Source organism: Aureimonas glaciei (genome assembly GCF_014643375.1).
Taxonomy (GTDB): Bacteria; Pseudomonadota; Alphaproteobacteria; order Rhizobiales; family Rhizobiaceae; genus Plantimonas; species Plantimonas glaciei.
Genome location: NZ_BMJJ01000011.1, coordinates 145,480 through 159,273 on the forward strand (window position 1 = coordinate 145,480; position 13,794 = coordinate 159,273).

Genomic DNA, 13,794 nt, shown 5'->3' on the forward strand with positions numbered 1-13,794 from the left:
GACGGCCGGGTCGCTTTGACTCCCGTCCCGAAACGGCGGATCTGGTCTGCCGCAGAGGCGCGGCTCAACGTGCTCCCAACAGGTAGAGGGACACCAGACTGATCTGCGGCACGTAGGTGATCAGCGCCAGGCAAAGCAGGATGACGCCGACCAGGGGTAAAAGGTGCGGGATCATTCTGTGCAAGGAGATCTTCGCCACCGCGCAGGCGGCGAACAGGTTCACGCCGAACGGGGGCGTGATCATGCCCATCGCCAGATTGGTGATCATGACCATGCCGAAATGCACGGGGTCGATGCCAAATCGCATGGCCACCGGTGCCAGGATGGGAGCGATGACGACGATCGACGCGGAAGTCTCGACGAACATGCCGATCAGAAACAGAAAGAGATTGACCGCGAGCAGGAAGGTGAAGCCGCTATCGAAGGTGATGGCGATCCATTCGCCGATCGCGGCGGGCACGCCCGCCCGGGTCAGCACAAAGGAAAACAGGCCGGCCATCGAGATGATGAACATGATGATTGCCGACGAGATGGTCGAACGGCGGATGACCGCGACGAGGTCCGCGAGCGTCATCTCGCGATAGACCAGCAGGCTGACCGTCAGCGCATAGAAGACTGCGATCACCGAGGCTTCGGTCGGTGTGAAAATGCCGCCATAGATGCCACCCAGGATGATGACGGGCATCAGCAGCGCAAACAGCGAGCGGCGCAGGCTGGGCAGAAACGGCTTGCGCGTAAGGCTTTCCGAGATGGGCGCCTTGGTAAATCGCGTCCAGATCAGCACGTAGATCGCCAGCGCGACCGCGATCAGCAGGCCCGGGCCGAGGCCCGCGATGAACAGATCGCCGACCGGCGCGCCGGCCGAGACGCCGTAGAGGATCATCGGGATCGACGGTGGAATGATCACGCCGAGTTCGGCAGAGGTCGCCTGGAGGGACGCGGCAAAGCCGACCGGGTAATTCTGCCTGACCATGGCGGGAATCAGAATGGCACCGATGGCGAAGGTCGTGGCGACGCTGGATCCCGAAACCGCGGCGAAGATCATGCAGACGACGATGCAGGAGATCGGCAGGCCGCCGCGCACCCGGCCGAGAACGCTCTCCACCAAATCGACCAGGCGTGAGGATATGCCGCCTGCCGCCATGATGTTGCCGGCGAGGATAAAGAACGGAATCGCCGCCAGCGGGAATTTGTCCAGGGCGATATAGGCCTGCTGCGGCACCACGATCAGCGGCAGGTTGGAGAATCCGACGGTGCCGACGACGCCGGCCAGACCGATGGCCACCGCGACCGGGACCGCCAGCACCATGAGCACGACCATGGTGGAAATCATCATTGGCAGCATGGGGGGATTCCTAGCCGGCGCTGTCGCTGGCGATATCGATGTCGGTCGCTGCGGGAGGATTGAGGGCGTGGGCGAACAGGGCAAAGATGGAGAGGAGCGCGCCGGTCGGAACGGCGGCATAGGCCCAGGAAGCGGAAATGTTGAGCCCCGCGATCGACTGGAATCGCACCCGCCAGACGAGGACGCTGCCGAACCATAGGAGAACGGCGAGCAGTGCGAAGACAGCCAGCGTCGTGAAGCCGTCGAGAACCGCCTTCGCCCGGCCATGGCTCAGCGTCCGCAGCAGATCGACGGAAATCAGCGTGCCGGTCCGCATGGCGCCGGCCAGCGCCAGATAGGTCATCCAGATCAGCGTCAACTGGACGAAGGGCTCCGACCAGGACGCCGACTGGAAGAGTATGAACCGAGCGACGACCTGGTACAGGCCAGCCAGGGCCGCCAGGACGAGACCCAGACAGCCGAAGAAAACGGCCGCCTGGGTGATGCGCCGCTCGACCGACAGAAAGGCCGAGCGCAAGAGAGAAGCCGATCCGTTCATTGGGTGTCCTGGATCGCCTTCAGCTTCTCGGCGCCAAACTCGGCCGCAAAGGTTTCGAACAGGGGATCGAGTTTCGCCCGGAATGCCGCCTTGTCGACGTCGGCGACGACGGTCATGCCCTGGCCCTTCAGCGTCTCCAGGCCGGACTTGGCGAGTGTCTCGACTTCCCTGCGGTTGCGCGCCATGGCCTTATGGGCCGCGTCGGTGAAGACGGCCTTGTCGGCGTCCGACAGGCCGTCATAAATCGACGGGGAGATCAGCAGCACCAGTGGCGTGAAAGCATGGTCGGTGAGGCTGATATATTTCTGCACCTCGCCAAACCGGTTGTTGATGATGGCGCCCACGGGATTTTCCTGGCCGTCCACGACACCCTGCTGCAGCGCTGTATACACCTCAGGGATGGCCATCGGCGTCGGCAGGACCCCCAGCGCCGTCCAGACGGCGATGTGCATCTCGTTCTGCTGGGTCCGGATTTTCAGGCGCTCGACGTCTTCAGGCGTCTTGACGGGGCGAACATTGTTGGTGAGCTCCCGAAATCCCATGCCTCCAAAAGCGAGGCCGCCGAGGCCGTTGTTCGTCAGTCCGCTCAGGATCTCGTTCCCGATCGGACCATTCAGCACGGCGTCGGCGTGGTCGAAGTCACGAAACAGAAACGGAATGTCGAAGACCTTGAGCTCCGGCGCAAAATTCGCCGCGATCGAGGTGCTGACGACGGTCATTTCCACCGTGCCGACCTGCACGCTCTCGACCACTTCGCGGTCGCCTCCCAGCGCGCCGCCGCCCTGAATGCGGATGGCGATGCGTCCACCCGTTCCGGACAACACGTCGTCGGCGAACTGCCCCATCGCGATCGATTCGGGCGCCTGTTGACCTCCGACGAGACCGAGATTCAGCGTCATTTCCGGCTCCGCCATGGCAGTTCCGGTCCATCCCGCCAGCAGCGTCACGGCGGCGATCAGAGTGCGTCTGTTCATGTGAGTCCTCCCTCTTTGAACGTTTTTTGTCGGGCTATCATTCCAGCACCCAATGATGGGTGACGTGTTCGGCAAAGCTCTCGGCAGAGATGTCAATGCCCAGTCCCGGCCCGTCCGGCACTGCCAGAAAACCATCCGCATCCGGCTGCGGATCGAAGATCGCCGTGCGCAAAGGGTTGAATCCCATGTCGCACTCCAGCAGCGGGAACGGGATCGAGCTCCGCCGCGGCCGCAGCACGGCGGCGAACTGCAAGGAAGCCAGAACGTTGATGCCGGTGCCCCAGACATGCGGGGCGACGGGAACACCGAAGGCATCGGCCAGCGCAGCGATGCGCATTCCCTCCGTCAGGCCGCCGCACAGCGCCAGATCCGGTTGGACGATGTCGAGCGCGCCCGCGCACAGGATGTCGCGGAAGGCCTCCAGGCCGCAGAACGATTCCCCGCCGGCGAGCGGAAGCGGCAACATCTCTGCGAGCCGCTTGTACCCAGGCAGGTCGTCGTGGGGAATGGGCTCCTCGATCCAGGCCAGCCGCGCGTCAGCGACGGCGTTCATGAGAGACACGGAATCACGGACCGTCGAACTCTCGTTGAGGTCGGCCATCAACAGCGCCTCCTCCCCCAGGATGGCGCGGGCCTGCCGGATGGCTTTGGCATCTGCTCGCGCCTCAATCCCGATCCGGATCTTCACGCCCCGAAATCCCGCCGCGGCGTAGCGTTCGATCTCGTCGGCGAAGCCGGCATAGCGGTCGGCGCCGACTTTCAGCAGCGGTCCGCTGGCATAGGCCATCACCTTGTCCCGCAGCCGCCCGCCCAGAAGGGCATGGATCGGCCTTTCCGCGACCCGCCCGTAGGCGTCCCAGAAGGCGAGATCCAGAGCGCTGACGGCCATATGGGCCTGGCCTCGGCGATCGGGAACGACGAGTTGCAGCAGTTTCGCCTGGGCTGCCCGGGGATTGGTGACGTCGTCACCGAGAATGGCGGGGGCCAGCACGGAGCGGATGAAGGTGCTGGCGGTCGCCGGAAAGGCCCAGGTCTCGCCCCAGCCCACAGCGCCCCCTCTGGTCACGACCTTGACGATCAGTGCGGACCGCTTGTTGAAGACGCGCAGGGCATTGCCGGCAAAATCAGGCAGCGGGCAGTTCAGCTCGAACCCTTCCACCCTGGCAACCTGATGCATGCGATCCGGCATTCATTCTCTCCCATTCCGCCTTGGCCAGACGTCGCTATCTCATTAAGAGGGACAGTACTAATTGAATTCTTGATGCCGTTCACATTGGTTTTTCTAATGAATAAGATCACCATCGCGCAGCTCCAGGCTTTTGTTTGGACGGCGACGATCGGCTCGGTCGACGCCGCCGCCCGCCGCCTGAATGTTTCGCAGCCGACGATCTCTTTGCGCCTGAAGGCGCTGGAGGCGGAGGTCGGTCTTGCGCTGTTCGAGCGATTTGGCCGCGGGATACGCCCGACGCCGGACGGGTACGAGTTTCTTCCCGAAGCGCGCCGCATCCTGGAGGGCATGGAAAGACTGTCGAGGCACGCGGGTCCGCAGCGGGTGCGCGGCAGCATCAAGGTCGGATGTGCGGAGGGATTTGCCATCGTCTGCCTGTCGCAGACGCTCGAATTGCTGCATGAGCTCTATCCGGAGCTCAATCCGGAGTTGATGGTCGCCACCACTCTGGCGATCGAACCCGAGCTCAATGCCCATCGCCTGGATCTCGCTTTCCTGGTCAATCCGACGGAAAGCGAGGGCTTCACGCTGATCCCCCTGGGGGCGCAGAAGACGTCCTGGATCGCCGCACCGCGGTTCAATCTACCGGCCGAGGTCAGACCGCACGATCTCACGGGCCTTCCCATCATTTCCAACCCAGTCGGCAGCATCAACCATCGACAGGTGCGAGAATGGTTTGCCAGCGCGGGCGTGGTGCCGCTGCGCATCGACACCTGCAACAGCGTCGCGATGTTGGCACACATCGTGCGGGCCGGCGTCGCCATCGGCATCTATCCCAGCAAGATGGCCGAGGAGGATGTCGGCAATGGCAGGGTGCGTCTTCTCAAGACCTCTCCGCCCGTCGCCGATGCGCCGATCTACGCCAAGTTCGACAGCCGCAACGACAGCCCATCGGTGCGGGCTTTCATCACCACCGTCAGACGCGTGCTGTCTCAGATGGACTATCTGACCGAAGTGACCTGAAACGAGCACTGAGCAAGACACGCTGAGGTGCATCGTAATTTGAGCGCGTCCAGTCTCGAAGCGCCGGACTATAGGGTTTAACTTAATTGGCGGAGTGCGCCCCTTCTCCGCCAGATCGCTTCGCAATAGCAATTAATCAGGTCGACATTGACACGCTTTGATCGGCATTGCTGGTTTGGGTCGGCCTTTCGCCGCGCTTGATAGCCAAAACCGCGGCACAGCGGCTGAGGAAAATACAGCCGAGCGATTCGTTCTCGTTATCCGTCCCTCGCCAACCTCATCTGTAGTGGGTGTCGTGCGCACTATGACGGGACCGAGAAGCAGACATTCACTCACGACCCGTTCCGAACGTTCGGAGCCGTCGCGCGATAGGGGTCCGTTTGATCCCGGCGGCTGGACGTCGATGAAGAAGGAGAGTGCGGGATCCCCTTGGCGACCACCTTGACGCCTTCTGCTATAGCAGCCTTTGCTCCCCGAACATCTCCAGAGATCGAACATCATGCGCGCCCAACTTCAGACCCTGCTCAGTTCGCGCAGGTGGGAATTCTTCATCGTCGCCGTCATCCTCATCAACGCCGTCACGCTGGGGCTCGAAACCGACCCGCGCGTCATGAGCGTCATCGGGCCGTTGCTGACCTTCCTCGACCGCCTGACCCTGGCGATCTTCGTGGTGGAGATCACGCTGCGGATCTACGCCTTCGGCTGGCGGTTCTTTCGCGATCCCTGGAGCCTGTTCGACTTCACGGTGGTCGCGATCTCGCTGCTGCCGGCGACGGGTCCGCTGACGGTCCTACGCGCCCTGCGGATCTTGCGCGTGCTGCGGCTGATCTCGATGATCCCGTCGCTGCGGCGGGTCATCGGCGGGCTGATCGCCGCGCTGCCCGGCATGGGTTCGATCATCGTCCTCCTGCTGCTGGTCTTCTACGTTTTCGCCGTGATGGCGACCAAGCTGTACGGGGCCTCGTTTCCCGATTGGTTCGGCAGCGTCGGCGCCTCGGTCTACACGCTGTTCCAGGTGATGACGCTGGAGAGCTGGTCGATGGGCATCGTGCGGCCGGTGATGGAAGCCTATCCGCTCGCCTGGCTGTTCTTCGTGCCCTTCATCCTGTCGACCACCTACGCCGTGCTGAACCTCTTCATCGGCGTCATCGTCTCGGCGATGCAGGAGGAGCACCAGGCGGAGGACGAGGCGGGCCGCGAAAAGGCGCACGACGAGAACGTCCAGATCCTCGAGGAGATGAGGGCGCTGCGGGTGGAGATGGCGGAGCTGAAGGTGCGGCTCGGGCAGGGAAGCGCGGACACATCACCCCGCTGACCGACCAGGGGTGCGCGGCCTGCGTCGGCTGCCCGCCAGGAACGCCGGCCCACTCGGCCGGATCGGCTCCGACGGCGTGATCCGGGACGTCGCGGCCACCGGCCGCAACGTCCCGCCAGCCTTATTTCGGCTTCGCCGAGGCGACGTTCTCCGGCCAGATCAGCTGGTTCTTGCCTTCCTGGATCTGCGCCACCGGAACCGGCACGAAGTCGGCGCCGGCCTTGATCGCGTGGTCCTCGCCGAACTGGATGCGGCCGAGCAGGCAGTCGTAGTCGGTGGCGCCGATCTCCTTGGCGAGCGCCTCCGGCTCCGTGCCCGCGGTGTCGATGGCGCGGAGCGCGATCTCCATGGTGCAGAAGGCATGGGCGTGGCTGTAATTGGCGGGGGTGCCGTACTCGGCCTCGATGCGATCGGAGAAGGCCTTCTGCTCCGGGTCCAGCTCGGGCGCATACTGAAGCGCCGCCCAGTACATGCCCTCGGCGATGTCGGCCGCCTGCGCCATGAATTCCGGCTTGGTCGGATAGTAGATCGCCAGATGCGAGGTCTCGAGCGCCTGCTCCTGCAACTGGCGCACGAAGGCGACGCCCGAGTTGACGACGGTGAACACGGAAACCAGCACGTCCGGATCGGCGTCGCGGACCTTGGACAGCTGCGGGTAGAAGTCGGTCGTCACCGTCGGCACGGTTTCCGTGGCGACGACGGTCCAGCCGTCCTTCTCGAACAATTCGCCGATCTTCTTGGCATTGGCGATGCCGTAGTCGGTGTCCTCGACGACGAAGGCGATCTTCTTGTCGCCGGGGACCAGCGTGCCGTTTGCGAAGGCCCAGGCGTAGAAGTCATGCACCGCGATGCCGTAGCCGTCGCTGTTGTAGCCGCCCTTCCAGAAAAGCTTGAACTTGTCCGGGTCCGACATGACCTTGTCGGCGATCGCCGAGGCGACCGGCTCGGCGCTGAGGATCGGGATGTTGTACTGCGGTGCCATTTCCATCAGCGCCAGCGTCACATGGCTGTGCAGCGTGTCGCCGACGATCATCTTGACCTGGTCGCGCGTGATGAGGCGCTGCGCCGCGCTGATGCCAACCTCGGGCTTGGAGTTGGAATCCTCCATCACCAGCTTGATCTTCGGCGGGTTCTTCGAGACGTAGTCGCCCTTGCCCTCGTTCCATTCCTTGACGGCGAGTTCGAGCGCTTCCTTGTGGGCCTTGCCGGTATTGGCGGCGGGCCCGGTCAGCGGCCCGATCGCGCCGATGGTCACCTCTTGGGCGAGGGCGCCCGGGGCCACTATCGCGACGAGGGCCGCCGACAGGAGACCTGCCGAGAGCAGGCGGGAAATCTTCAAGCGCGTCATCGTCTGTCGTCTCCGTTCAGGTTGCACGATCCTCGAACCGCCGATCCGACATCGGCGGGTTCATGTGGCGGGGTCGGTGGCGGCCACCTTGCGGCTGCGCCGACGGCGCCAGGCCAGCCCGGCGATGCCCTGCGGCGCGATGAAGACGAAGACGACGATCAACGCGCCGTAGAGCAGCATGCGGTAATCGCCGACCTCGCGCAGCGCTTCCGACATCACCGTCAGGAGAAGCGCGCCGTAGATCGGTCCGAAGAAGCGCCCGACGCCGCCGACGATGATCATCGCCAGCAGCGTGATCAGCATTTCCGGCCCGGCCACCGACGTCGGGGTCAGGATCAGGACATAGTGGGCGTAGATCGCACCGCTCAGCCCGACCACGGCGGCGCTGACGGCGAAGGCCAGGAGCTTCCACGTCACCAGGTGGATGCCGAGGCTTTCGGCAGCCGTTTCGGAATCCTTGATGGCCAGGAAGGTGAGACCGGGGCGCGAGGTCATGAAGATCAGCAGCGCCAGATGCACCGCCAGAAAGAAGGCGGCCGCCAGCGCGTAGGACCCGATCGCATTGCCGATGCCGAAGCGCAGGGTGACGTCGCCGAGTTGGATTGGGTCGAAGGGCGGTATGCCCCAGAAACCGAGTTCCCCGCGGGTGATCTCCTTGAGGTTGGAAAACACCAGCCGGACGATTTCGGCGAAGGCAAGCGTGACGATCGCCACGTGCGGCATGGAACGGATGCGCAGGATCGGCAGGCCGATGAGAATGCCGGAAAGGGCGGCGGCCAGGGCACCGATCCAGATCGTGATCCACGGGCTGACACCGCCGTAGAAGGCCACCAGCGCGGAGACATAGGCGCCCATGGCGAAGAAGGCGTGGTGGCCGAGGGTCTTCAGCCCGAGAATGCCGAGCGTAAGGTTCCAGCCGGTGGCGAAGACCGCGAAGATCAGGAACAGCGTCAGAATGTGCAGGACGTAGTCGTTGAGCGGCAGGAAAGGCACGGCCACCAGCAGCGCCGCATAGAAGAGGAGGAGGAGAAAAGGTCGCTTGCCGAAGACTTCGAGCATGATCTTCCTCAGGCCTCGCGGCCGCTGAAAAGGCCGTTCGGGCGGACCCAGATGACGGCGATGAGGAATGTGAAGGCGATCACGTCCCGCCACTCGCTGGGGGCGAAGGCGACGGAGAAGGATTCGATCAGCCCGAGCAGGAAGCCCGCCGCCACCGCCCCGCCGAAGGAGCCGAGACCGCCGAGGATGACGACGGCGAACCCCTTCAGGAGGTAGGAGGTCCCCATCCACGGGTTCACCGAGATCAGCGGCGACAGAAGGATGGCCGCGACGCCGGCCAAAGCGGCCGAGATCGAGAACACCGCGGTGTGGACGAGGCCGGCCGGGATGCCGACCGCGAGCGCCGCTTCCGCATCCTGGGCGGTGGCGCGGATGATGCGGCCGAGCTTGGTGCGGTAGAGGACGATCGCGCAGGCCGCCATCACCGCCACCGCGATGAGGCAGATGGCGATCCGCTGCCAGGGCATGCGCAGGTCGCCGATGACGACGATGCCCGGGAAGAAGTAGGGCACGGCCTGGAACTGCTCGCCCCAGATCAGCTGGGCGCCGCTCTGCAGGAAGATCGACAGACCGATCGTCGCCGCGACCACCTGGAACGCCCAGTCGTTGCGGCGCAGCAGCGGCGCGATGGTCAGGCGCTGGATCCCGGCGCCGAGGACGACGATTATGGCCAGCGTGATCACCGAGGCGACGAGGAGCGGCCAGCCGAGCGTCACGGCGAAGAGCAGGATGAGATAGCCCGCCAGCATCAGGAGTTCGCCATGGGCGAAGTTGAGGACGCGGGTCGTGCCGTAGACCAGCGCGATGCCGGAGCCGACGAGCGCATAGATCGACCCGGTGATCAGGCCGTTGATGAGGAGTTCGAGGAAGTTCGCGGTGCTCACGACGCCTCCTCGCGCAGGCCGAGATAGACGCGTTTCACTTCGGGATGCTCCAGCATCTGTTCGCCCGAGCCGCTGAGGGCGACCCGCCCGCCCTCCAAGAGATAGCCGCGATGGCTCATGGCGAAGGACATCTTGGCGTTCTGCTCGTTGAAGAGGATGGCGACGCCGCGCGCATTGATCATCTGCATGATGGCGTAGACGTTTTTCACCATGGCCGGCGACAGGCCGAGAAAGGGCTCGTCCATCAGGAGAATGCGGGGATCGGCCATGAGGCCGCGGGCGATCGCCACCATCTGCTGCTGGCCGCCGCTGAGCTTGCCGGCCGTGGCGTTGAGGTGCCCCTTGATCTCGGGAAGGATGTCCAGCACCCAGTCGAAGGAGCGGCGCGCCTCGGCGCCGGTGCGCGTATAGGCGCCGAGCATGATGTTCTCGCGCACGCTCATGCGGGGAAACAGGCGTCGGCGCTCGAGCACGATGCTCATTCGCCGTTGCGGGCGGACGGTCGCCGACTTGCCGCGCAGATCCTCGCCGTCGAGCATGACCCGGCCGGCCGAGGCCTTCTTCAGCCCCATCGCCGCCTTCAGGATGGTGCTCTTGCCCGAGCCGTTCGGCCCCATCACCGCGACCATCTCGCCCGCGCCGACCGAGATCGACACGCCCCAGAGAACCTGGGTGGCGCCGTAGTGGACGTCGATGTTCTCCAGCTCAAGCATCGCCATCGCCCAGGTAAATGCGCCGGACGCTGTCGTGCTCGGCCACCGCGGCCATGGTCCCGGTGACGACGACCTCGCCGCGGTTGAGGAAGATCGCGTCGTCGGCGAGACCGAAGAGCACTTCCATATTGTGCTCGACCACGACGATGGTGATGCCGCGCTCTTCGCGCATCCGCCGGATCAGGTTGAGAATTTCCGGGATGCTCGGCCGGTCGACGCCGCCGGTGACCTCGTCGAGCAAGAGAAGGCGCGGCTTGGTCGCGAGCGCCCTCGCCAGTTCCAGGCGCTTGCGCTGACCGGTGCTCAGCACCCGCGCCGGATCGTCAGCCTTGGCCGACAGGCCGACGAAATCGACATAGCTCGCCGCCTCCGCCCGCGCCTGCTTCATCGGCGTCGCTTTGGCGGTCAGCGCGACCATCACGTTCTCGAGGACCGTCAACCCGCCGAAGGGCTGGGTGATCTGGAAGGTGCGGGCGATCCCGAAATGGCATCGCTTGCTGGGGGATTGTGCGGTGACGTCCTCGCCCTGAAAAACCACCGTCCCGGACGTGGGGCTGACCGCTCCTGCGATGACGTTGAAGAGTGTGGTCTTTCCCGCCCCATTGGGGCCCAGAATCGCTGTGGTCTTCCCGTCCCGGACAGATAGATGCACGTCCTTCAAAGCGACAATGCCACCGAACGCGACCGTTACTTTCTCGATGCTCAGAAGATCTGCCAGCATTCACCAACCTTTTCTGCAAAGGCAGGCTAGCTGCGCATTTCTGATATGGCAATACGTCGGCGAATGAAATTTGCCCACAATCTGACCACCTACCTACCCATGTATATTTTGTATGCCACGAGCGCTTCCCGCGGGTTGACGCCGAGCGGCTGGCCACCCTATCCAAAGTATAAGGCCCGATTGATTGCTCGTTTTCTGGAAGAATTGGCCATGCCCCTCGACCCTGTTCTGCGCCAGGACATCCTGGCTTCGGTCGCGACCGGCTTCGAGGAGCAAGTGGCTTTCACCCGCCAGCTCGTGGCGTTTCCGTCCACCCGGGGCGCCGAACACGCCGTCCAGGATTTTGTCTTCCGCGCCATGAAGTCCCGCGGCTATCGTGTCGATCGTTTCGCGATGGACGGGGCGGCGCTGGCCGCTCATCCCGGCGGCGCGCCGGTCACGCCCGAGCATTCCGACGCGCCGATCGTCGTCGGGATCCATCATCCGCGCGAAGAGACCGGCCGTTCGCTCATCCTGCAGTCGCATCTCGACGTGGTGCCGGCGGGGCCCGCCGCCATGTGGCAGGCCGGCGCGTTCGAGCCGAGGATTGCCGGCGACTGGCTTTTCGGGCGCGGCGCGGCGGACATGAAGGCGGGGGCGGCGGCCAATCTCTATGCGCTGGACGCGCTCCGGCGGCTGGGTCTGCAGCCGGCGGCGACGGTCTACATCCAGTCGGTCGTCGAGGAAGAGTCGACCGGCAACGGGGCGCTGATGACGCATCTCAGGGGCTATGCCGCCGACGCCGTCCTCATTCCGGAACCCGAGGACGAAATGCTCGTGCGCGCCAACACCGGCGTCCTCTGGTTTCAGGTCGAGGTCACCGGGCTTCCCGCGCATGTCCGCGAGATGGCGACGGGCACGAACGCGATCGACGCGACCTACCGCATCATCGAGGCGCTGCGGCAGCTCGAAGCCGCGTGGAACGCGGCCAAGGACGATCACCCCTATTTCGACGAGACCCCGCATCCCATCAATCTGAACATCGGCAAGATCGAGGGCGGCGACTGGGCCTCGTCGGTTCCCTGCTGGTGCCGGATCGATTGCCGCATCGCCATCTATCCCGGCACCGATGCCGCCGTCGCGGCTGCGGAGATCAGCGACCACATCGCCGCTTTCGCCCGGCACGATCCCTACCTCTCGAACAACCCGCCGCGCGTGACCTTCAACGGCTTCCGGGCCGAGGGCTACGTGCTCTCTCCAGGCTCGGCGGCGGAGGAGGTTCTGGGACGGGCGCACGAAGAGGCCGTCGGCGCGCCGCTGAAGACTTTCACCACGCCGGGCTATCTCGATACCCGCGTCTATGCGCTCTACGACCGCATGCCGGCGCTGTGCTACGGCCCGATCTCCCGAAACATCCACGGCTTCGACGAATGCGTCAGCCTGTCCTCGGTGCAGCGGATCACCGGGGCCATGGCGCTGTTCATCGCCGAGTGGTGCGGGACCGAGAAACTGGCATGAGGGGCGACGGCCCTTCGCGCCCCAGGCTCGTGCCCCCAAGGCGCGCGCCGGCGGGGATCTCCGGCGGGGCCGCCTGCGACAGGCGTGGGCCAGGACTGGCAGCAATGGCAGCGGGAGGCGGGGCAGGACCCGGCCGGCCGGGACTGCCTGGCGAGGAAGCGAAGACATGAGCACGATCAAGACGGTCGAGGAATTGCGGACGGTCTACAAGGCGCCGCTCGAGCGGGCGGTGCTGAAGGAGATGGTCGGGCTCGACAAGCACGCCCGCGCCTTCCTGCAGCGCAGCCCCTTCGTGCTGATCGGCTCCTGCGCCCCGGGCGGCCGCGCCGATGTCAGTCCGAAGGGAGATCAGCCCGGCTTCGTGCACGCCCTCGACGATCGCACCATCGCCATCCCCGACCGGCCGGGAAACAACCGGCTCGATACCTTCGAGAACATCCTCGGCAATCCCACGGTCGGACTGATCTTTCTCATCCCCGGCATGAACGAGACCCTGCGGATCAACGGCACGGCCGAGATCAGCACCGATCCGGCCCTGCTGGCGCGGTTCGAGCACCAGCGAAAGCTGCCGATCAGCGTCATGATCGTCCGCACGGAGGAGGTCTACCTCCACTGCGCGAAAGCCTTTTTGCGCTCGGGCCTGTGGGATCCGTCGACCTTCATCGAACGCGGCAGCTTTCCCTCGTTCGGGACCATCTTGAAAGACCAGATCGCTGCCGAGGAGACCGCCGAAGAGCTCGATCGTCATCTCGCCGAACGCTACAAGGCCACGCTTTACTGAACCGGCGCCGCGATCGGGCCGATCCATCCGCACGGACGATCTCGCGCGCCGATTGTCGGCGGCAGCGCTCGACGGCCGGTCGGCGGACTGGACGCAAATCAGGGAGGAGCGTCCCATTGTCTTCATGTCCCGCGCGGACGCGGCAGCGCCGTCCGCGCCCTTGCCCCTTCTGCGGCATGACGCAAGCCGGCACGTCTGAACCGGTCTAAAAAGAGCCGAGGCGGCCATCGGTCCGAGGCGCCGGGACGAGGCGCATTCCGGCTTGAGCCTCGCGCTCAGGGCGCACGCCGAGTGGCGCGTTGGAGTGCGGCAGCCTTCGCCTCTCCCCCGGCCAGGATGCCGCTGCGGAAAGGGCGTCGCGCCGCCCGGAACCCTTCCCCGACATTCATAATTCCGTCGCAGCGCTGTCACCCCAGCTTTGCAAAGCC

13 protein-coding genes are annotated in these 13,794 nt (G+C 64.9%); 4 read left to right on the forward strand and 9 right to left on the reverse strand.

The window, feature by feature from the left end; all coding sequences use genetic code 11:
- Positions 1-64: 64 nt before the first annotated feature.
- Genes IEX88_RS20580 through IEX88_RS20595 form a run of 4 tightly spaced genes read right to left on the reverse strand, consistent with a single transcriptional unit; the run spans position 65 to position 4,046 of the window.
- On the reverse strand, positions 65-1,345 hold the full coding sequence (locus IEX88_RS20580; protein WP_188854360.1) for a TRAP transporter large permease: 1,281 nt from the start codon (positions 1,343-1,345) through the stop codon (positions 65-67).
- Positions 1,346-1,355: 10 nt separating this feature from the next.
- Complete coding sequence (locus IEX88_RS20585; protein ID WP_188854361.1) at positions 1,356-1,883, reverse strand: TRAP transporter small permease; 528 nt, start codon at positions 1,881-1,883, stop codon at positions 1,356-1,358.
- The gene (dctP, locus tag IEX88_RS20590; protein ID WP_188854362.1) at positions 1,880-2,932 is read right to left on the reverse strand and encodes a TRAP transporter substrate-binding protein DctP; all 1,053 of its coding nucleotides are present in this window, start codon (positions 2,930-2,932) and stop codon (positions 1,880-1,882) included. The genes IEX88_RS20585 and dctP overlap by 4 nt, the downstream gene beginning before the upstream one ends.
- The gene (locus tag IEX88_RS20595; RefSeq protein WP_188854363.1) at positions 2,895-4,046 is read right to left on the reverse strand and encodes a mandelate racemase/muconate lactonizing enzyme family protein; all 1,152 of its coding nucleotides are present in this window, start codon (positions 4,044-4,046) and stop codon (positions 2,895-2,897) included. Before IEX88_RS20595 ends, dctP begins: the two co-directional genes overlap by 38 nt.
- Before the next feature lie 72 nt (positions 4,047-4,118).
- Between IEX88_RS20595 and IEX88_RS20600 the strand changes: the two genes are divergently transcribed.
- Both IEX88_RS20600 and IEX88_RS20605 read left to right on the forward strand, forming a co-directional pair.
- Positions 4,119-5,048, forward strand: coding sequence for a LysR family transcriptional regulator (locus tag IEX88_RS20600; protein WP_188854364.1), 930 nt, complete (start codon positions 4,119-4,121; stop codon positions 5,046-5,048).
- A 499-nt stretch (positions 5,049-5,547) separates the two neighbouring features.
- On the forward strand, positions 5,548-6,363 hold the full coding sequence (locus tag IEX88_RS20605) for an ion transporter (RefSeq protein ID WP_188854365.1): 816 nt from the start codon (positions 5,548-5,550) through the stop codon (positions 6,361-6,363).
- 121 nt (positions 6,364-6,484) lie between these two features.
- Here the strand turns inward: IEX88_RS20605 and IEX88_RS20610 are convergent, their stop codons facing one another.
- The 5 genes from IEX88_RS20610 to IEX88_RS20630 are packed head-to-tail and all read right to left on the reverse strand — an operon-like array spanning position 6,485 to position 11,088.
- Positions 6,485-7,711, reverse strand: coding sequence for an ABC transporter substrate-binding protein (locus IEX88_RS20610; protein ID WP_188854366.1), 1,227 nt, complete (start codon positions 7,709-7,711; stop codon positions 6,485-6,487).
- Between the two features lie 60 nt (positions 7,712-7,771).
- Positions 7,772-8,770 carry a branched-chain amino acid ABC transporter permease gene (locus tag IEX88_RS20615; protein ID WP_188854367.1) on the reverse strand — a complete coding sequence of 333 codons (999 nt, stop codon included), beginning with the start codon at positions 8,768-8,770 and terminating at the stop codon, positions 7,772-7,774.
- An 8-nt stretch (positions 8,771-8,778) separates the two neighbouring features.
- Positions 8,779-9,654 carry a branched-chain amino acid ABC transporter permease gene (locus IEX88_RS20620; RefSeq protein WP_188854368.1) on the reverse strand — a complete coding sequence of 292 codons (876 nt, stop codon included), beginning with the start codon at positions 9,652-9,654 and terminating at the stop codon, positions 8,779-8,781.
- Positions 9,651-10,367, reverse strand: coding sequence for an ABC transporter ATP-binding protein (locus IEX88_RS20625; RefSeq protein ID WP_188854369.1), 717 nt, complete (start codon positions 10,365-10,367; stop codon positions 9,651-9,653). The genes IEX88_RS20620 and IEX88_RS20625 overlap by 4 nt, the downstream gene beginning before the upstream one ends.
- Positions 10,360-11,088, reverse strand: a complete 729-nt coding sequence (locus IEX88_RS20630; RefSeq protein ID WP_188854370.1) for an ABC transporter ATP-binding protein — start codon at positions 11,086-11,088, stop codon at positions 10,360-10,362. The genes IEX88_RS20625 and IEX88_RS20630 overlap by 8 nt, the downstream gene beginning before the upstream one ends.
- A gap of 210 nt (positions 11,089-11,298) precedes the next feature.
- On the opposite strand from IEX88_RS20630, the gene IEX88_RS20635 reads away from it, so the two are divergent.
- Positions 11,299-12,585 (forward strand): ArgE/DapE family deacylase, encoded by a 1,287-nt coding sequence (locus tag IEX88_RS20635; RefSeq protein WP_188854371.1) that lies wholly within the window; start codon positions 11,299-11,301, stop codon positions 12,583-12,585.
- Between the two features lie 166 nt (positions 12,586-12,751).
- Positions 12,752-13,366, forward strand: a complete 615-nt coding sequence (locus IEX88_RS20640) for a pyridoxamine 5'-phosphate oxidase family protein (protein ID WP_188854372.1) — start codon at positions 12,752-12,754, stop codon at positions 13,364-13,366.
- Positions 13,367-13,794: the final 428 nt, after the last annotated feature.